Consider the following 18903-nt stretch of genomic DNA (forward strand, 5'->3'; position numbering starts at 1 on the left):
CCGCGCCGGGAAGTGAAATTGACCGCCGTCGGCGCCCGGCCCGGGAGGCTCAGGAGTCCATCCGGAGCGAGCGCCGCTGCATCTCCAGTTCCATGAGTTCACGGTTGAGCCGCTGAAACTCCTCGGGGTCCGCCGCGGCGTCCAGACGCTGCAGCTGGCCCATCTTGTCCGCCTTGACGCGGGTGATCTGCAGTTCAAACAGCCGGGCCAGGATGTCGCGGCAGTAGCGCTGCACCGCTTCGGCGGTGCTTGCCGGCAGGGGGACGACCGCGAGCTCGGACACCAGCGGCCGGAGCGGCTCCGGGACTTCCTGCAGCAACTGCTCCACCCACCGCGCAGGGTCGCCGATGGACCCCAGCCCGGTGGCCCGGATGGCCTCGTGGATGGCCAGGTACGCCGGGGTGGAGAACCGGGCCTCGGCAAAACGCTGCCAGGTGGCCCCTTCGAGGATGGCCGGCTCCTGCAACACCACTTCGAGCGCCTGGCGTTCCATCGCAGCCACCGGGTCACGCGGGTCCGGCCGGTTGAACGCCGGCAGCGTGGCCGACGGCGGCAGGGGCGCCACACCAGGGGCGGACCCGTGGCCCGGTCCGGCAGGCCGGCCCGGATTCTGGGCGGGGTTCTGGGTGTAGCCTTGTGCAGCGCCTCCGGCCGGGCCCTGGGCGAGGCGTTTGGCTGCGGCGCCGACCGCACGGCTGACCTCCTCGACCGGCATCCCCAGCCAGCCGGCGAGCTCCCGGGCATAGGCCGGCCGGATGCCGGCGTCCCGGATTTGCGCGACCACGGGGGCCGATTCGCGCAGTGCCGCGATCCTGCCCTCCACCGTGTCCAGGTTGTGCCGCCGCAGGGTGGCGCGGATGGCGAATTCGAACAGCGGGCGGCGGGTTCCGATCAGATCCCGGACGGCTGAGTCGCCTTTGGCCTGGCGCAGCTCGCAGGGGTCGGCTCCGCCGGGTTCCACCGCGACGTAGGTTTGCGCCACGAAGCGCTGGTCCTCTTCGAAGGCGCGCAGGGCGGCCTTCTGACCCGCGGCGTCGCCGTCGAAGGTGAAGATCACCTCTCCCCCGCTGCCGTCGTCGGAGAGCAGCCGGCGGGCGATCTTGATGTGATCGGTGCCGAACGCTGTGCCGCAGGTGGCGACCGCCGTGGTCACGCCGGCCAGGTGGCAGGCCATCACGTCGGTGTAGCCCTCCACCACCACCAGCTGGCGTTCCTTGGCGATGTTCCGCTTGGCGAGGTCGATCCCGTAGAGGACCTGGGACTTCTTGTAGAGCGCGGTCTCCGGGGTGTTCAAGTATTTGGGGCCCTGGTCGTCCTCATAGAGTTTGCGGGCGCCGAAGCCGATGGTGTCCCCGGCGATGTCGCGGATGGGCCAGATCAGGCGTCCACGGAACCGGTCATAGATGCCCCGGCCGCCTTCGCTAAACATGCCGGTGAGTTTGAGCTCCGGGTCGGTGTACCCGCGGCCGCGGAGGTGTTTGAGCAGCGAGTCCCAGCCCTGCGGGGCATAGCCGACGCCGAACTGCTCTGCCGCGGCCCGGTCGAAACCGCGGCCGTAGAGGAAGTTCCGGCCTTCGGTGGCGCCCGGTGTGAGCAGCTGGGCGCGGAAGAACTCGTCGGCGATCTTGTGCGCGTCGAGCAGGCGCTGGCGGCGGCCGATTTCCTCGCGGTTGGGGCCGGAGCCACCGTCCTCAAACCGCAGTTCGTAGCCGATCCGGGCGGCGAGCTTCTCCACGGCCTCGTGGAAGGTGCTGTGGTCCAGTTTCTGGACGAAGGAGATAACGTCGCCGTCCTCGCCGCAGCCGAAGCAGTGGTAGCGGCCCACCTGGGGTCGCACCGTGAACGAGGGCGAGCGCTCATCATGGAAGGGGCACAGGCCCTTGAAGGATCCCAGCCCGGCGCCCTTAAGGGTCACGTAGCCGTCGACGACTTCCTTGATGTCGGTGCGCTGGCGCACTTCGTCGATATCTTCACGTTTGATCAGGCCGGCCACAGAGCCATCCTAGTACCCGGGTACGACGCCGGACGGCGGCCTATGGCGGCCATCACCGGCGCCGTCACCACAGCGACGGCAGGCTGCCGACGAGCCGTTCGTACATGGCCAGCGCGGAGCCGTCCGTCAGCGAGGCGACCTGGTCAATGACAACCCGCAGCCGGGCGGAATCGTCCGCCGCGGCGCGCCAGTCGGCGGCGAACATCGGCTCCAGGTGGCGGTCGCCGGAGGCGTTGAGCGCGGTCACCAGCGCGTGCAGGACCTCGCGCTGGCGTTCGTAGATCGGCTGCCGGTGTTCGGTGGTCATCACAAAAGTGGTGGCCAGGCCCTTCATCACGGCGATCTCCATCACGGTCTCGTCCGGGACGATGAGTTCGGCGTTGTAGCGGGTGAGGTTTTCCGGACCGTAGACGGCCCGGGTGGTCTCCAGCGCGCTCTGGCAGAACCGGCCGATCAGCTGGCTGGTCATGTCTTTCAGGGCGGCCATGGCCTTCCGGCTGCCGTCGGCCTCGCGCACCCAGACACTGGTGGCCTCCAGCCGTGCGAGGGCGGCGTCGATGGCGGCCGGGTCGTTGTGCGGCAGGTACCACTGCTTGGCGTAGCCCACCACCCGGGCGCGGTGGTCCGGGTTGTCCATCCAGCGCAGCTGGAAGTGCCCGGCAACGATCGCGTCCTCGACGTCGTGCACCGAGTAGGAGATGTCGTCCGCGAGGTCCATAACCTGCGCTTCGAGGCAGGAGCGGCGCTCGGGGGCGCCTTCCCGGATCCAGTCGAAAATGGGCAGGTCGTCCTGGTAGGCGCCGAACTTGCTGGTGCGCTGGCCGTGGATCACCGGGGCATTCTCCGCCGACCAGGGGTACTTCGCGGCGGCGTCGAGGCTGGCACGGGTCAGGTTGAGGCCGGCGGGTGTGCCGTCGGCGGCGAGGACCTTGGGCTCGAGCCGGGTCAGCAGGCGCAGGGTCTGGGCGTTGCCCTCAAAACCGCCGATCGCATGCGCGACCTCGTTCAGGGCCGACTCACCGTTGTGGCCGAACGGCGGGTGCCCCAGGTCGTGGCTGAGGCAGGCGGTATCCACCACATCGGGGTCGCAGCCCAGGGCACGGCCGAGCTCGCGGCCCACCTGGGCCACCTCGAGGCTGTGGGTCAGCCGGGTGCGGACGAAGTCGTCCGTGTCCGGGGCGACCACCTGGGTCTTGGCGCCGAGCCGGCGCAGTGCCGAGGAGTGCAGCACCCGGGCGCGGTCGCGTTCGAAGTCGGAGCGGTAGGTGCTTTTGGGCGGTTCCTCCACCCAGCGGGCGCAGTCCCGGTCCACGTAGCCGTCCAGCACGGGCGCCGTCGTCCTGGTTTCAGCCACCGGAGACGTCCAGTTCCGCGTGGCAGATCTCGCGCGACTGTTCGGCGTCCATGCTGCGGTCGAGCAGCCAGTCCTTGGGCAGGGCGGGCTTCTTGGGCGAGCCCGCACGGCCGCGGGGGCCCTCGGCGTCGACGCCCGGGTACGGCGAGTCGAGGTCCAGCTGGTCCAGGGTGGCGCGGAGCACCTCGAGGCTGGTGACCAAGGCCAGTTTGGTCCGCAGTTCACTTCCGACCACGTAGCCCTTGAAGTACCAGGCCATGTGCTTGCGGATCTCCCGGAGCGCCTTGCCCTCGTCGTTGCCGAAGGTTTCCACCATCAGCTCGGCATGGCGGTACACGCCCTCGGCCACCTGGCCCAGGCTTGGTTTGTGCCGGACGTCGCTGCCCTCGAAGGCGGCCATCAGGTCGCCGAACAGCCACGGCCGGCCCTGGCAGCCGCGGCCCACCACCACGCCGTCGACGCCGGTTTCGCGGACCATCCGGACCGCGTCCTCGGCCGACCAGATGTCCCCGTTGCCGAGCACCGGGATGTCCGGGAGGGCTTCGCGCAGCCGGGCGATGGCGGACCAGTCGGCCTGGCCGGAGTAGAACTGCGCGGCGGTGCGGCCGTGCAGGGCGACAGCGGCGACGCCGGAGTCGCGGGCGATCCGCCCGGCATCGAGGTAGGTGAGGTGGTCATCATCGATGCCCTTGCGCATCTTGACGGTCAGTGGAATGTTGCCCTTGGACGCTTCCTTGACCGCGGTCTGCACGATCGAGGTGAACAGGTCGGTCTTCCAGGGCAGCGCGGAACCGCCGCCGCGCCGGGTCACCTTGGGCACCGGGCAGCCGAAGTTGAGGTCGATATGGTCGGCGCGGTCCTCCTCGACCAGCATCCGGACCGCCTGGCCCACGGTCACCGGGTCCACACCGTAGAGCTGCACCGAGCGGACCTTCTCGTCCTCGTCGTGGGAGATGATCCGCAGGGATTCGGGGGTTCGTTCGACCAGGGCGCGGGAGGTGACCATCTCCGCGACGTACAGGCCGCCGCCGTATTCACGGCACAGCCTGCGGAAGGCGGAGTTGGTGATGCCCGCCATCGGGGCCAGGATCACGGGGGTGTCCACCGTGATGGGGCCCAGCTTCAGGGGCGGCAGTTCCAGCTTGGGGGCGGGAGGCGTTGCTACAACAGTCACCCGACCATTGTCTCAAAGCTGGGCAAATCGGCCCGGTCCCGCTCCGGCTATGTGGAAACCGCGCCGGTCCGGACGCGCTCTGGGGTCCGCTTAGCCGGGCACGGCCGCGCGGCGGCCGCGGCGGGTCTCCGGCGCCGGGTCGGCGTCCGGGGCGGCGTCGATGCGGGCGCCTGTGCCGTCATCGGACGGGCCGTGGTCCGGCCGGACTCCGGCAGGGCCACTGCTGCCAAGCCCGCGTTCGGCGGGGCGGACGACGTCGTCCGCCGTGGCCGCGGTCCCCCGGAGGCCGGTGGCCTTGACGACGAGGACGGCGATCAGGGTGGTGACCGGAATCGCGAGCACCAGCCCGATGGAGCCGACCAGGGTGCGGATAACTTCCTCGGAGAGTTCGGCGCTTGTGAGCGCATCGCCCAGCGGGCGTTCGTAGAGCATCACGATGATCAGGATGGGCAGCGCCGCGCCGGCGTAGGCGAACGCGATCGTGTAGACGGTGGAGGCGATGTGGTCCCGGCCGATCCGCATGGCCGAGGCGAACAGCTTCCGCGCGGACGTGCCGGGGGCGAGCTCCCAGAGTTCCCACACCGCGGAGGATTGGGTGATGGTGACGTCGTTGAGGACGCCGAGGCCGGAAATGATGAGCCCGCACAGGATGATCCCGGAGATGGAGATGTGGTCCGAGACGTTGGCGAGGGTGGCGGCGTCGTGGTTGCCGACGCCGGCCAGGTTCGCCGCATCGGTGGCCCAGGCCGCGAGCGCGGCGGTGATGCCCAGACCGAACATGGTGCCCAGCAGCGCCGTCGACGTCCGGGCAGTGAAGCCGTGCGCAAAGTACAGGACCCCGATCATGATCACCGTGGACCCTACCAGCGCCAGCAGCAGCGGCGGCTTGCCTTCCACCAGGCCCGGAAGCATAAAGGAAACGAGCACGGCGTAAGCGCCGGCCAGGCCGATGAGCGCGCGCAGCCCGCGCCAGCGGGCCACCGCGATCACGACGACGGCGTAGAGGACCGCGAGCAGGATGATCGGCAGGGTCCGGACGAAGTCGACGAAGACGTAGGCGGGTGTCCCCTGGGCGTCGGCGGCGCCAGGCGCCTTGGAGAGGTTCAGGTAGCGGATGTTGTCGCCGACCTTGACGCCGTGGGACTTGGCGACGTCGGGGTTGATCACCACCTTGACCGGGTTCCCGCCCTTGTCCGGTTCGGTGTAGGCGAAGGTGCACTGCGAGCCCTGCCCGGCGCCGGGATCCGGCTGGGCACCCGGCTGGGCACTCTGTTGCGCACCGGGCTGGGCACTCTGTTGCGCCGTGCCGTCCATGCAACTGCCGACGACGACGCGCTGGATCTTGCCGGTGTCGAAGGTGACGCCCGGGGCAGCCGCGTAGGGGCTGGAGAGTTTGATTCCGTCCTTGCTGCCCGAGGGCCACAGCAGCACCATCGCCGTGATGGTCAGCAGAGTCAGCGGGACCAGGACGGCGGCCAGGATCCAGTTGGCCTTCTTCCGTGCGGCGAGCGCCCGGGGCGTCACGTCGTGGTGCCCCGGGGTGGTGTGTGAATGTCCGGCGCCCATCAGCAGTTCAACCTCATGCCGAAGACTTTACGGTGTCCGGGCGTGCCCCACCCATCCGGCGGAGGCCCGGCAGCGAACGTCTCGTGGGGCTCCGGGGAAAGCAGCGCCGGCCTTCAACGCAGAACCGGCGGAATCTCTCCCGGGAACGCCGGCGGGCGACTTATTGTTGGTAATTGCAGGGACAAAACGATGTGGAGGACACCAGCCGTGGCCAGACGCAAGACTGACGATCGGGAGCACGGGGCGGCCGGAGCCGGCCCCGCGGCCAGGGCCGAGCTGAGCATCGCCGACGCCGCCGGGCAGACCCGCGGCGTCGCCCTGGTGCTGCACGGCGGACGCTCGGACAGCTTCGAGGCGGTCCAGGCCCGGCATCTGAGCCCGGCGAGAATGCTGCCCTTTGCCCAGTCGCTGCGGAACCAGGGCGGCCCGCACGGTCTGGCGGTCTGGACCCTCCGCAACCGCTACCGGGGCTGGAACGGGCCGGAAATGTCCCCGGTCCAGGATGCCCGCTGGGCGTTGTCGCAGATCAGCAACGAGCACCCGGGCGTCCCCGTCTACCTGCTGGGCCACTCGATGGGCGGCCTCACCGCGCTCTGCGTCGCGGACCACCCCCAGGTGGAGGCCGTCGTCGCGCTGGCCCCATGGCTGAACTCCTCCACCCCGGTGGAGCCGCTCGCCGGGCGCCGGGTTCTGATCGTGCACGGCAGCGCGGACCGCTGGACCAGCCCGAAGAACTCGCTGGCCTACGCCCGCCGTGCCGAAGGGGTCGCGGCCTCGGTGGACTACATCTCGCTGACCGGCGCCGGGCACTTTATGTTCCGCCGGGTCCGGCTCTGGAACTCCCTCGCCAACGGCTTTGTCCTGGACGCCTTCGCCAGCAGCGCCGGCGCCGACCTGCCCGGCACGGACACACTCCGCCAGCTCCTGCCGCCCGCCGCCACCCTTCCGGTGGTGCTGTGATGGCCGCCTTCCCGTTGGACGCTTTCCTCGCCAGCCTGCCCTGGGTGGCCCTGGCACTCCTGGTGCTGCTGGCCGTGACGTTCGCCATCGCCGTGCGCCAGAGCCGCCACTCGGTCATCGACACCGTGTGGGGCCTGGGCTTCGTGGTGGCGGCCGCGGTCTCGTGGGCGCTGTCGGCCGGTCACGGCGACGCCGGCCGGCGCCTGCTGCTGCTGGCTCTGGTGGCGGTCTGGGGCATCCGGCTGGCCGTCCACATCGGTATCCGGGCCCGCGGCGGCCACGAGGATCCGAGGTATGTGGACATGCTATCCTCGGCGCCGGGATCCCGCGACATCTATGCCCTGCGGCGCGTCTACCTGCCGCAGGGAATCGTGATGTTCTTCGTCTCGCTCACCATCCAGGTGGGCATGTTCAGCACCGGCACGCTCGGCTGGCTGGCGCTGCTCGGCGTGCTGCTGTGGATTGTCGGTTTCGTCTTCGAAACCGTCGGCGACTGGCAGCTGGCCCGTTTCAAAGCCGACCCGGCCAAACGCGGCACCGTCCTGAACACCGGGCTCTGGCGCTACACCCGGCACCCGAACTACTTTGGCGATGCCGCCGTCTGGGCCGGGCTGTTCCTGGTGGCGGCGGACTCCTGGCCGGGTGTGCTGACCATCCTCTCCCCCGCCCTGATGATCTGGACGCTGGCCGGCAAGACCGGCAAGCCGCTGACCGAGAAGGCCATGTCCGCCCGGCCCGGGTACAAGGAATACGTCGAATCCACCTCCGGCTTCATCCCCTGGCCGCCCCGCCGGCCCGCGGGCCGCTGAGATGCAGGGGTTGAGGTGAGCTGGCGGCCGGCGCCCAGCGACCGTTTTTACCGCGCCATCGTCCGGACGGGCCAGGCGCTGCGCTGGCTGTTCCGGATCCGCGTCATCGTCACCGGCGCCGAGCACCTCCCCGCCGCGGCCCCGGGCCACGCCGGCGACGGCCCCGACAACGCTGACCACGCCCGCCGCGGCGCTTCGCGGAGGCCCACCCCGGGGGCGGGCGCCGTCGTCGCGATCACCCATTTCGGCTACCTCGACTTCGCCTTCGCCGAGCTGCTGCTGTGGGGGCACAACCGCGCCCAGATGCGCTTTTTGATCACGCAGGCCGCGGCCGACCACTGGTTCGCCGGTCCGGCCGTGAGCGCCGCCGGACACGTTGTCGTCGGCTATGACACCGGGGCGCACGCCTACGACGCCGCGGTGCAGAAGCTCCGTGACGGCGAGTACATCGCGATCCTGCCGGAGGCCGGCGTGAGCCGCAGCTTCCAGGTCAGGGAGTGCCGGAGCGGCGCCGTGCGGATGGCGGCCGAGGCGGGCGTCCCGCTCATCCCGGTCTCGGTCTGGGGCGCGCACCGGATCATGACCCGGCACCACGGCTTCTCGCCGGTCCGCGCCTGGCGGGCGCCGGTGCGCGTGCACGTGGGCGAACCTTTCACCCCGGGCCCGGGCCTGGACGTCCCGGCGGCCACCGAGGCCCTGCGCCGGGCCCTGCAGGCCGGAATCGACGCCGGCATCGCGGACTTCCCCCTCACACCGGCGCCCGGCGCCTGGTGGATGCCGGCCGCACTCGGCGGCGGCGCGCCCACCGAGCAGGAACGGCAGCGGCTGGACGAAGCCGAAGGCCCGCGGCGCGCACGCGGCCGGCGCCGATAAGCCCCTTCACCGGCGGCGCCGCGGCTAAACTCCATCGGGTAGAAAGAAGCACTCAATGGAGAGGTTCCCCTCTGTGGCAAACACAGTCCTGACCAAAAGCGGCATCGGCGAGGAACGCGGCCTCGCCCGGGTAGCCCAACGGATGGCGGCGTGGACCGAGAAGTGGTTCCCGGACGCCTACATCTTCGCCCTCGCCGGCGTCATCATCATCGCCCTGGCCGCCCTGGCCATCGGCGCCTCGCCCCAGTCGATCGCCGATTCCTTCGGCAACGGCTTCTGGGACCTGACCGCCTTCACCCTGCAGATGGCCATGGTGGTGCTCACCGGCTACGTCGTGGCGACCTCGCCGCCGGTAGCCCGCCTGATCGGCCGGCTGGCACTCGTTCCCGCGACCGCCCGCACCGCCGTGAGCTTCGTGGCCCTGATGTCCATGTCCGTGTCGTTCCTGAACTGGGGCCTGAGCCTGATCTTCGGCGGCCTGCTGGCCCGGGCGATCGCCCGCCGCAAGGACCTCACCGTGGACTACCGCGCCCTCGGCGCGGCCGCGTTTATGGGCCTCGGCGCCGTCTGGGCGCTCGGCCTGTCCTCCTCCGCCGCGCAGCTGCAGGCGACGGCGGCGTCGCTGCCGCCGGCGCTGCTGAAGATCACCGGCATCCTGGACTTCGGCACCACGATCTTCACCTGGCAGTCGCTGCTGACCCTGGCCATCCTGATGCTGCTGACCACGGTGATCGCGCACTTCTCGGCACCGCAGGGCGGGGCGATCCGCACCGCGACGGACCTGGGCGTGGACCTCGACGACGAACCCACCGAGCCGGCACCGCGGTCCCGCCCGGGCGAGTGGCTCGAATACAGCATGATCCTGCCGATCCTCGCCGGGCTCCTGACCCTGGGCTGGCTGGTCTCGCAGTTCCTCACCAAGCCGTTCCTGACCGTGGTGAGCAGCCTCAACGGCTACCTGTTGGTGTTCCTCATCCTGGGCCTGGTTCTGCACGGCACCCCGCGGAACTTCCTGCAGGCCGTCACCAAGGCCGTCCCGGCGACCGCCGGCATCCTCGTGCAGTTCCCGCTGTACGCGGCGATGGCCGCCATCCTGACCAAGGCCACCGGCCACGGCGGGATGACCCTCTCGGCGCACCTGGCCGAGTTCTTCTCGGGTATCGGCAGCGGCGGCGGCTTCGCAGTCGTGATTGCGCTGTACACGGCCGTGCTGGGCCTGCTGGTTCCCTCCGGCGGCGGCAAGTGGCTCGTGGAGGCGCCGTACGTGATGCAGTCCGCCACCGACGTCCAGATGAACCTGGGCTGGACCGTGCAGATCTACAACATCGCCGAGGCGCTGCCCAACCTGATCAACCCGTTCTTTATGCTCCCGCTGCTGGCGGTGCTGAAGCTGCGGGCCCGCGACCTGGTGGGCTTCACGTTCCTGCAGTTCGTGTTCCATCTGCCGGTGGTGCTGCTGCTCGTCTGGCTGCTCGGCATGACGTTCGACTTCGTGCCGCCGGTGATGCCGCCGGGCAAGTAGCCGTTAAACCCGACTGACCCGCAGCTGTGGCTGCGGGTCAGTTGCGTTAAAGGGGTTCTAAGCGGGGTCGGAGACGACCAGGGTGTCCGCGCCAGCCTGCCGGGCCTTGCCGCTCTCGAGCAACGGTTCGACGACGGCGCGCAGCGCGGTCATCGAATCGTCCAGTTCCAGCATGACCGGGTACTGGTACGCGATCAGCGCCAGCAGGTCCCTCACCGCGGCCCGGGCGTCCTCGGCGGACAGTTCCGGGTCGTGGCCAAGGAACACATCCGACGGCTCCCCCGCCTTCGCGGCGTGGCCCTCTTCGGGGCCGCCCAGTTCCGGGCCGCCCCGGGCGTAGCTGACCGCAAACGCCTGGAGCCGGCCCTTCTTGCTCGCCGGCACACCCGCACCGAAGGCGCTGGCCTTGGGCGCGCGCAGCACAATGGCCCCGTGGGCGCCGCTGAGGTCGTCCAGGAACAGCCGCTGCACCGTGGCAATGCTGAGCTCCCCGGGGCTGTCCCAGTCGTGCACGGCGGTGTAGTACCGGCCCACCACGTCGCTGAGCTCCACCGAACCGGTGGCCAGGTCCTCCACCTGCTCCGATGCGGCGGCCTCGGAGCCGTCGCCGAAGACCGGCAGCTTCAGCGCGCCCGGTTCGACGACGACCAGGCGCGAACGCTGGATCGGCGCCAGGCCGGCCGCCTCGGCGAACGCGGCGCCGGGTGTGCCCGGCTCCACCTTGGTCCGGAGCCGGGACACTCCCGAGGGCGACTGCCCCGCTTCGTGCCGGAGCATGGCCAGCAGCGTGGAGCCGATGCCGGTCCGGCGGTGGTCGCGGGAAACTTCGACGTACACCCAGAGGCGCTCCGGATGCAGCGAGGCCTCATGGACCACCCCGGCAGCGACGGGGATGGCGACGCCGTCGACGACGTCCTCGGCCACGATGCAGCGGCGCCACGGGGCATTGCCGGAGGGGGCAAGGGTGGCACGGAACTGCCGTGCCTGGTCCGTCTCCGGCCCGCCCCACATTTCCAGCAGCGCGAGGTCGTCGCCGTCGCGCCATTCACGGTATGCGATCGCCATGATCAGGCGCCGATCAGCCGTGCGGCCAGGTAGCCCTCCACCTTGTCCAGGGCGACGCGTTCCTGGCTCATGGTGTCGCGTTCGCGGATGGTCACGGCCTGGTCCTCGAGCGTGTCGAAGTCCACCGTGATGCAGAACGGCGTGCCGATCTCGTCCTGGCGGCGGTAGCGGCGGCCGATCGCGCCGGCATCGTCGAACTCGATATTCCAGTTCTTGCGCAGCTGCGCGGCGAGGTCCTTGGCCTTCGGCGACAGGTCCTCGTTGCGGCTCAGCGGGAGCACGGCCGCCTTGACCGGGGCCAGGCGCGGGTCGAGCTTGAGCACGGTACGGACGTCCACGCCGCCCTTGGCGTTGGGGGCCTCGTCCTCGGTGTAGGCGTCGATCATAAACGCCATAAAGGAGCGGGTGAGGCCGGCCGCGGGCTCGATCACGTACGGGGTGTAGCGCTCGTTGGTGGCCTGGTTGAAGTAGCTCAGGTCCGCTCCGGAGGCCTTCGAGTGCGTGGAGAGGTCGAAGTCGGTGCGGTTGGCGATACCCTCGAGCTCGCCCCACTCGGAGCCGTGGAAGCCGAAACGGTATTCGATGTCCGTAGTGCCCTTGGAGTAGTGGCTGAGCTTCTCCAGCGGGTGCTCGAAGAAGCGCAGGTTCTCCTCACGGATGCCCAGGGACGTGTACCAGGCCATACGCTCCTTCATCCAGTACTGGTGCCACTGCTCGTCGGTGCCGGGCTCGACGAAGAACTCCATCTCCATCTGCTCGAACTCGCGGGTACGGAAGATGAAGTTGCCCGGCGTGATCTCGTTGCGGAAGGACTTGCCGATCTGGCCGATGCCAAACGGCGGCTTCTTCCGCGAGGTGGTGAGCACGTTGGAGAAGTTCACGAAGATGCCCTGGGCGGTTTCGGGGCGCAGGTAGTGCAGGCCCTCTTCGCTGGCGACGGGGCCCAGGTAGGTCTTGAGCAGGCCGGAGAATTCCTGCGGTTCGGTCCATTCGCCGCGGGTGCCGCAGTTGGCGCAGGCGATGTCCTTGAGGCCGTTCTCGGCGGGGCGGCCCTTCTTCTCCTCGTATTCTTCCTCGAGGTGGTCCGCGCGGTAGCGCTTGTGGCAGGAGAGGCACTCCACCAGCGGGTCCGAGAAGACCTCGACGTGGCCGGAAGCTTCCCAGACCTGGCGTGGCAGGATCACCGAGGAATCCAGGCCGACGACGTCCTCGCGGCCGCGGACCACGGACTGCCACCACTGGCGCTTGATGTTTTCCTTCAGCTCGGCACCGAGGGGACCGTAGTCCCAGGCAGAACGGGAGCCACCGTAGATTTCACCGGCCTGGAAGACGAAACCCCGTCGCTTGGCGAGGGAAATGATCTGGTCGAGTACGGATTTTGCTGCCATGGGAACTCCAGTTTCTGCAGGGCCGCTGGGTGCGGTCCGTGCTGTCAGCCCCGTGCCACCGGCTGGTTGCCGGGCGGGGTGTTGGGGACGGTGTAATGCAAACTCCTAGCCTACCCGGGCTACCGCCGCTTGAGGGTGCCGCGGGACCAGGGCAGGCTGGCCAGGACGATGGCGGCCAGGGTCAGCAGCGTGCCCAGCACGGTGGGCAGCGCGACGACGGTTCCCGGTGCGGGCAGCGCCAGGTCCAGGGCCAGGGATCCGAGCAGCTGCCCGGCGATCATGCCGAGCCCGGTGACCAGCACGCCCAGGCTGCGGACCAGGAAGGCGGCGACGGCAATGAATACGCAGCCCATCGGGCCCCCCAGGTAATACCACCATTCGGCCGGAAGCGCGTGGCCTGGTCCGGCTAGGGCCAGCTTGATCAGCCAGGCGAGCCAGAGCACGATGCTGCCGGCGACGAAGTTGACCAGGGTGGCCGTTATGGGGGTGCGGTAGTGCACCGTGGCCGTGCCGTTCATCGCCTGCTGGAAACTCATCAGGAATCCGGCGAGCACGGGCAGCAGCACCGGAACCAGCAGCTGCAGCGGGTCTGCGCCGGATGCCCCGCCTCCGCCGCCGCCGGAGGCAAAGCGCGGCGACACGGCCCACGCGACCGCGGCGACGGTCAGCACGCTGCCGAGGACCCGGATGCCGGTGATGGGCCGTTTGCCCGCCGGACCGATGCCCATCCGGTCCACCAGCAGCCCGCTGAGGGTCTGGCCGGTGACCGCGGCGACGGTGAAGAGGGCCACTCCGAGGAGCCCGACGGTGAACGACTGGGCGAAGACGAAGAGCGCCCCGATGCCGCCGGCCAGCACGTAGTAGCGCGGGAAGCGCCGTTCGCGCAGCGCCGGCAGGACCTGGGCCAGTCCGGCGCGGCCCTTGGGCAGCAGCAGCGAGATGGCGATCATCAGGACCAGGCCGGTGCTGAAGCTCACCACGGCAGCGGCCAGGCCGTCGGCCAGGACTGTGCCCAGGGCGCCGTTGATGCGGCCCTGGACGGGGACGAGGAGCCCGGCGGAAACGGCCAGGAGGAGTCCGACGGGCAGTGGGAGCCGCGGTGCGTGGGTCATTGGTGCCACCTTTGGTCAGGCATTATTGCTTGTATGAGCAACCCGGAAATCGAAGACATCCCCATCCGCGACGACATGATCCGGCTGGGCCAGTTGCTGAAGCTGGCCAACCTCGTCGAGGACGGGGTGGAGGCTGCTGAGCTGATTAAGAACGGGCTCGTGAAGGTCAACGGCGAGATCGATGACCGCCGCGGCCGCCAGCTCCACCACGGCGACACCGTCACCGTGAACGGCCAGACCGTGCGGATCAGCACGCCCGGCGGCGCCTGAGCCCAGCGGAGCCGGGCGGCGGCCGACGACGGCGGCGCCGTCGTCGGCTATTTGTTGAGCACCTCGTGGGTGAGGAACTCGCCGACGTGGCCGATCTCCTGCTGGTTGATGCCGTGCCACATGCCGGTGTAGAGCACCTTGGTGAGCTTGACGTGCTTGCGCACCCAGCCCATGGTGAACTCGATCTTGTCCGGCGTGATCACGGGGTCCTGCTGGTCCCGCCCCCAGAACATCGGCACGGTGCCGTCAAGTTCCGCGTCGCGGAAGCTCGGGTCGCCGGCGGCGTCGACGGCGAAGCCGGAGAGCCCGACGACGGCGGCGTAGCCGTCCGGCCGCTGCCGCAGCAGGGTGGTGGCCATGGCCATTCCCATCGAGAAGCCCAGCAGGGTGACCGAGGGGTGGTTGGCCCGGACCGAGTCGATCCAGTCCTGGACGTACGCCGCGGCATGCTTGACGGCGTCGAGCGAGTAGTCGATGGACGCCGTCAGCGGGAACCAGGTGAAGCCCGGCCCGGAGACCAGCGGGGCACGCAGCGAGGCCACCACAAACTCCTCCGGCAGCAGGTCCGCCAGGCTCAGCAGATCCTCTTCGTTGGCCCCGTAACCGTGCAGCAGCACCAGCAGGGGCTTGCCTGCGCGGGCCTCTTCGGGCCGGGACCAGAGGACAACGGGGTCGGGGAAGGCGGCGGGATACGGGGCGGCGTCAGTCATGGCTCCATTCTTGCAGTTACCAATCAGTAACAAGCTACGGTGGCGTAGCTTTGCGGGGAGAGTGCAGGATATGAAGGTGAGCGAAACAGAAGCCATGGAGAATTATCCGGACCGGACCGTCAACCACCCCTGGACCCGCTATGTGGCGATGGGCGACTCCTTCACGGAGGGGATCGGCGACCCGGAACCGGCCAGCCCGGGCGGCCACCGCGGCTGGGCGGACCGGGTGGCGGAGGAACTGAGCCGCGGCCACGACGACTTTGCCTACGCCAACCTCGCGGTCCGGGGCCGGTTGCTGCAGCAGATCGTTGACCAGCAGCTGGCGCACTGCCTGTCCCTGAAGCCTGACCTGGTGACCCTGTCCGCGGGCGGGAACGACCTGATCCGGCCCGGCGGCGACCCCGACGTCCTTGCCGAACGGCTGGACTCCGTGGTGCAGATCCTGACCCTGGGCGGCGCCACGGTGGTGCTCTTCAACGGCCCTGACACCGGCTCCACCGTGCTGGGCCGGATCCGCAGCAAGGTGGCGATCTACAACGAGAATCTGCGCACCGTGGCGGCCCGGCACGACGCCGTCATTGCCGACATGTGGTCCCTGCGCCAGCTCAACGACCCGCAGATGTGGGACGTGGACCGGCTGCATTTCTCGCCGCTGGGCCACCACACGATCGCGGCGATGGTACTGGATTCACTGAACGTGCAGCACACGCTGGAGCCCCTTGCGCCCAAGCCGCTGCCGCAGCGCAACTGGCGGGAGGCCCGTACCGGGGACCTCATCTGGGCCCGCGAGCATTTCGTCCCGTGGGTGGTCCGCCGGCTCCGGCACCGCTCTTCCGGCGACGGCATCACGGCCAAGCGCCCGCTGGCCGGTCCGGTGTTCGGCCCGGGCGTTCCGCTCGGCTCGGGTGAGGGCCCTCCCGGTTCGGGCGAGGGCCGGGCCGGCGCCGAGGACGCCCTGCGCTCCTGAGTGGCGCCGCCGGGCCGGGCACCCGGTGTGCGGTCGGCCCGGCACCCTGGGCACAGCGTGCGCGTTAAGCTGGAAAGACACCTTTTGGGAGGCGCGGTACCGTGAGCATTTTCTTTTGGATCATCATCTTGACCTTCGTGGTCCCGGCGGCCATTCGCATGTACCGCAAATCGGTCCGCGGACGCGGACAGGACCAGGCCTTCCCCGGCCAGCCTTTCGGCGGGTTCCCGGGCCAGTTTCCCGGCCAGCAGAACAACCAGCCGCGGGACGGTTTCACCCAGCGGGACTACTACGGCGGGTTCGGCCAGCTGGGCGCACCACAGCCGCCGGTAAACCAGCAGTACCCGGCAAACCAGCAGTACCCGGCAAACCAGCAGTACCCCGTCCCGTACGAGGACAGCCCGGAGTACTTGAACAACCCCCCGCAGGCGCCCCAGCAGTGGCAGCCGCAGCCCCCGGCGGGCCCCGCGACGCCGGACCTTCCGCCGGTTCCGCCCGTGCCGTCCGGCCCGCAGGGTTACCGCGCGCGCAAGCTCGCCGAGCTGGACCAGAAGTACAGCAACGGCGAGCTCGCGATGGAGGACTACATGGCCCAGCGCGCGGAGATCATGAAGGGCTAGTCCGGCTAGTCGACCTGGGGGAAGCCGAGGTCGATCACCGAGGTGGACGGGTCCGGCCAGCGGGTGGTGACCACCTTGCCGCGGGTGTAGAACCGGATGCTCTCCGGCCCGTACATGTGGGTGTCGCCGAATAGCGAGTTCTTCCAGCCGCCGAAGGAGAAGGTCCCCACCGGCACCGGGATCGGGACGTTGACGCCCACCATGCCGGCCTCGACGTCGAACTCGAACTGCCGGGCGGCGCCGCCGTCGCGGGTGAAGATCGCCACGCCGTTGCCGAACTCGTTGTCGTTGACGAGCTTGACGGCGTCGGCGTAGCTCTCGACGCGGACCACCGAGAGCACCGGGCCGAAGATCTCGTCGTCGTAGACCTTCATGCCCGGCTTGACGTGGTCGATCAGGCTGACGCCGATGAAGAAGCCGTTGGAGTCGAACTCCTGGTCCCGGCCGTCCACCACCACGGAGGCGCCCTCGTCCGCGGCGCCGGCCACGTAGGATGCGACCTTGTCGCGGTGTTCGGCGGTGATCAGCGGGCCCATCTGGGACGACGGGTCCGTGCCGGGGCCGATCTTGAGGGTGGCCATCCGGGTCTTGATTGCGTCCACGAGTTCGTCCGCGATGTTCCCGACGGCCACCAGGACGCTGACGGCCATGCAGCGCTCCCCCGCGGAGCCGTAGGCGGCGGAGACGGCGGCGTCGGCGGCCATGTTGAGGTCCGCGTCCGGGAGCACCACCATGTGGTTCTTGGCCCCGCCGAGGGCCTGGACCCGCTTGCCGTGGTCCGCGGCGCGCTTGTAGATGGACTGGGCAATCGGCGTGGAGCCCACAAAGCTGACGGCTTTGACGTCCGGGTGCTCGAGCAGCACGTCCACGGCTTCCTTGTCGCCGTGCACCACGTTCAGCACGCCGGCGGGCAGGCCGGCCTCGGCAAAGACCTGGGCGATGAAGATGGCCGAGGACGGGTCCTTCTCGCTCGGTTTGAGCAGCACCGTGTTGCCGCAGGCCAGGGCGCTGCCGATCATCCACAGCGGCACCATGGCCGGGAAGTTGAACGGCGTGATGCAGGCGACGACGCCGACCGGCTGGCGGACGGAGTGGACGTCGACGCCGCCGGCGACCTGCTCGGAGCGTTCGCCCTTGAGGGCGTGGGACAGCCCGGTGGCGAACTCGATGTTCTCCAGGCCCCGGGTGATCTCGCCCTCGGCGTCGGAGAGGACCTTGCCGTGTTCGCTGGTCAGCAGGGCCGCGAGTTCAGGCCGGCGCTGCATCAGTAGTTCGCGGACTTTGAAGAAGATGCCGGTGCGCTTGGCCAGGCTGGTGGCGCGCCAGCCGGGCAGCGCGGCGCGGGCGGCGGCGATGGCCTCTTCGACCCGGGCCGCGGAGGCGAGGGCCACTTCTTTTTCCTGCTCGCCGGTGGCGGGGTTGAAGACGGGGCCGTAGCGCTCGGCGTCGGAGACGAGGGCGCCGTTGATGAAGTGCGGGATGCGTTCCATGGGGTGGATCTCTTTCTACAAAGGTGCGGGGCTACTTGGCGGACTCGAACGAGCCGTCGACGAGCTGGACGATCGCGGAGCAGTCCTTGCCGGACTGGCCGCCGTCGATGAGCCGCTGGAAGAGCTGCTGGACGTGCTCGCCGATTTCGAGCGGGGTGCCGGTGTCCTTGGCGGCGCTGATGGCCAGGCCGATGTCCTTGTTGGCGAGCTCGGCGGTGAATGTCGGGGCGAAGTCGTTGTTGGAGGCCGCGGTGGGGACGACGCCGGCCACCGGGTACCAGGTGCGCAGGGCCCAGCTGTCGCCGGAGGACACCGAGGCGATGTCCCAGAAGACCTGCTTGTCCAGGCCGAGGCGGTCGGCGAGCACGGCGCCTTCGGCAGTGGAGGCGAGGTTGATAAAGAGCATCAGGTTGTTGCAGATCTTGGCGGCCTGGCCGGTGGTGGCGCCGCCGGTGGGGATGATGTTGGCGGCCATCGGGCGGATGTATTCGGTGGCGTCGGCGACGGCGCCGGCCTCGCCGCCGATCATAAAGGTCAGCGTGGCGGCCTTGGCGCCGCTCATGCCGCCGGAGACGGGGGCGTCGACGAAGCGGAAGCCGGCCGCCGCGGCGGCGTCGTGCAGGGCCTGGGCGGAGGCGATGTCGATCGTGGAGGAGTCCACCAGCAGGGTTGTGGTGTCCGCGTGGGCCAGGACGCCGTCCTCGCCGAGGTAGACGGCGCGGGCGTGCTCGCCTTTGGGCAGCATGGTGAAGACGACGTCGGCGCCCTCAACTGCCTCGGCAATGCTGCCGGCGGGCTTGACTCCCCCTGCCTCGGCTGCCGCCACGGCCTCGGGATTCAGGTCAAAGCCGCGGACCTCGTTTCCGGCCTTGGCCAGGTTCACTGACATGAACCCGCCCATGTTTCCCAGTCCGATCCAGGCGACAACTGCCATGGCATAAGCTCCTTTGCTCTGCATTGTGTCCGGCGCATTGGCCGGGTTCCGTGTCCAGCATCACACCCTGATACAGTGCAATCAAGGGGAAAAAGT

The 18903-nt window shown here is 69.5% G+C and carries 17 protein-coding genes; 7 read left to right on the forward strand and 10 right to left on the reverse strand.

What is annotated here, in order from left to right; translation table 11 throughout:
• Positions 1-49 precede the first annotated feature (49 nt).
• The 4 genes from dnaG to E7Y32_RS00220 form a co-directional block, all read right to left on the reverse strand.
• Entirely contained in the window at positions 50-1993 is a 1944-nt protein-coding gene (dnaG, locus tag E7Y32_RS00205; RefSeq protein ID WP_146335281.1) for a DNA primase, read from the reverse strand.
• 64 nt (positions 1994-2057) lie between these two features.
• Complete coding sequence (locus E7Y32_RS00210; RefSeq protein WP_146335282.1) at positions 2058-3347, reverse strand: deoxyguanosinetriphosphate triphosphohydrolase; 1290 nt, start codon at positions 3345-3347, stop codon at positions 2058-2060.
• The gene (gene dusB, locus E7Y32_RS00215) at positions 3340-4521 is read right to left on the reverse strand and encodes a tRNA dihydrouridine synthase DusB (RefSeq protein WP_146335283.1); all 1182 of its coding nucleotides are present in this window, start codon (positions 4519-4521) and stop codon (positions 3340-3342) included. Before dusB ends, E7Y32_RS00210 begins: the two co-directional genes overlap by 8 nt.
• Before the next feature lie 90 nt (positions 4522-4611).
• On the reverse strand, positions 4612-6087 hold the full coding sequence (locus E7Y32_RS00220; RefSeq protein WP_146335284.1) for a YibE/F family protein: 1476 nt from the start codon (positions 6085-6087) through the stop codon (positions 4612-4614).
• A gap of 207 nt (positions 6088-6294) precedes the next feature.
• Here E7Y32_RS00220 and E7Y32_RS00225 point away from each other — a divergent pair, with 207 nt between their 5' ends.
• The 4 genes from E7Y32_RS00225 (at position 6295) to E7Y32_RS00240 (ending at position 10251) form a co-directional block, all read left to right on the forward strand.
• Complete coding sequence (locus tag E7Y32_RS00225; RefSeq protein WP_261382487.1) at positions 6295-7047, forward strand: alpha/beta hydrolase; 753 nt, start codon at positions 6295-6297, stop codon at positions 7045-7047.
• Positions 7047-7856 carry a DUF1295 domain-containing protein gene (locus E7Y32_RS00230; protein WP_146335286.1) on the forward strand — a complete coding sequence of 270 codons (810 nt, stop codon included), beginning with the start codon at positions 7047-7049 and terminating at the stop codon, positions 7854-7856. Before E7Y32_RS00225 ends, E7Y32_RS00230 begins: the two co-directional genes overlap by 1 nt.
• A 15-nt stretch (positions 7857-7871) precedes the next feature.
• Positions 7872-8729: a 1-acyl-sn-glycerol-3-phosphate acyltransferase gene (locus E7Y32_RS00235; RefSeq protein WP_146335287.1), complete on the forward strand. Its 858-nt coding sequence runs from the start codon at positions 7872-7874 to the stop codon at positions 8727-8729.
• A gap of 73 nt (positions 8730-8802) precedes the next feature.
• Entirely contained in the window at positions 8803-10251 is a 1449-nt protein-coding gene (locus E7Y32_RS00240) for a short-chain fatty acid transporter (RefSeq protein WP_261382488.1), read from the forward strand.
• Between the two features lie 57 nt (positions 10252-10308).
• Here the strand turns inward: E7Y32_RS00240 and E7Y32_RS00245 are convergent, their stop codons facing one another.
• From E7Y32_RS00245 to E7Y32_RS00255, 3 genes are all read right to left on the reverse strand, one after another.
• Positions 10309-11316, reverse strand: coding sequence for a GNAT family N-acetyltransferase (locus E7Y32_RS00245; protein ID WP_146335289.1), 1008 nt, complete (start codon positions 11314-11316; stop codon positions 10309-10311).
• 2 nt (positions 11317-11318) lie between these two features.
• The gene (locus E7Y32_RS00250) at positions 11319-12704 is read right to left on the reverse strand and encodes a glycine--tRNA ligase (protein WP_146335290.1); all 1386 of its coding nucleotides are present in this window, start codon (positions 12702-12704) and stop codon (positions 11319-11321) included.
• 119 nt (positions 12705-12823) lie between these two features.
• The gene (locus tag E7Y32_RS00255) at positions 12824-13816 is read right to left on the reverse strand and encodes a DMT family transporter (protein WP_146335291.1); all 993 of its coding nucleotides are present in this window, start codon (positions 13814-13816) and stop codon (positions 12824-12826) included.
• Between the two features lie 33 nt (positions 13817-13849).
• On the opposite strand from E7Y32_RS00255, the gene E7Y32_RS00260 reads away from it, so the two are divergent.
• The gene (locus E7Y32_RS00260; protein WP_146335292.1) at positions 13850-14086 is read left to right on the forward strand and encodes an RNA-binding S4 domain-containing protein; all 237 of its coding nucleotides are present in this window, start codon (positions 13850-13852) and stop codon (positions 14084-14086) included.
• Positions 14087-14133: 47 nt separating this feature from the next.
• Here the strand turns inward: E7Y32_RS00260 and E7Y32_RS00265 are convergent, their stop codons facing one another.
• The gene (locus E7Y32_RS00265; protein ID WP_146335293.1) at positions 14134-14796 is read right to left on the reverse strand and encodes an alpha/beta hydrolase; all 663 of its coding nucleotides are present in this window, start codon (positions 14794-14796) and stop codon (positions 14134-14136) included.
• A gap of 70 nt (positions 14797-14866) precedes the next feature.
• Between E7Y32_RS00265 and E7Y32_RS00270 the strand changes: the two genes are divergently transcribed.
• Together E7Y32_RS00270 and E7Y32_RS00275 are read left to right on the forward strand one after the other, a co-directional pair.
• Positions 14867-15763, forward strand: coding sequence for an SGNH/GDSL hydrolase family protein (locus tag E7Y32_RS00270; protein WP_395940429.1), 897 nt, complete (start codon positions 14867-14869; stop codon positions 15761-15763).
• Between the two features lie 101 nt (positions 15764-15864).
• Complete coding sequence (locus E7Y32_RS00275) at positions 15865-16383, forward strand: hypothetical protein (RefSeq protein WP_261382489.1); 519 nt, start codon at positions 15865-15867, stop codon at positions 16381-16383.
• A 5-nt stretch (positions 16384-16388) separates the two neighbouring features.
• On the opposite strand, the gene E7Y32_RS00280 is transcribed toward E7Y32_RS00275, so the two are convergent.
• A complete protein-coding gene (locus E7Y32_RS00280; RefSeq protein ID WP_146335294.1) occupies positions 16389-17873 on the reverse strand; it encodes a CoA-acylating methylmalonate-semialdehyde dehydrogenase in 1485 nt (494 codons plus the stop codon).
• A gap of 31 nt (positions 17874-17904) precedes the next feature.
• Positions 17905-18807, reverse strand: coding sequence for a 3-hydroxyisobutyrate dehydrogenase (gene mmsB / locus E7Y32_RS00285; RefSeq protein WP_146335295.1), 903 nt, complete (start codon positions 18805-18807; stop codon positions 17905-17907).
• Positions 18808-18903: the final 96 nt, after the last annotated feature.

The sequence above is a fragment of the Arthrobacter sp. UKPF54-2 genome (assembly GCF_007858535.1).
Classification (GTDB): Bacteria; Actinomycetota; Actinomycetes; order Actinomycetales; family Micrococcaceae; genus Arthrobacter.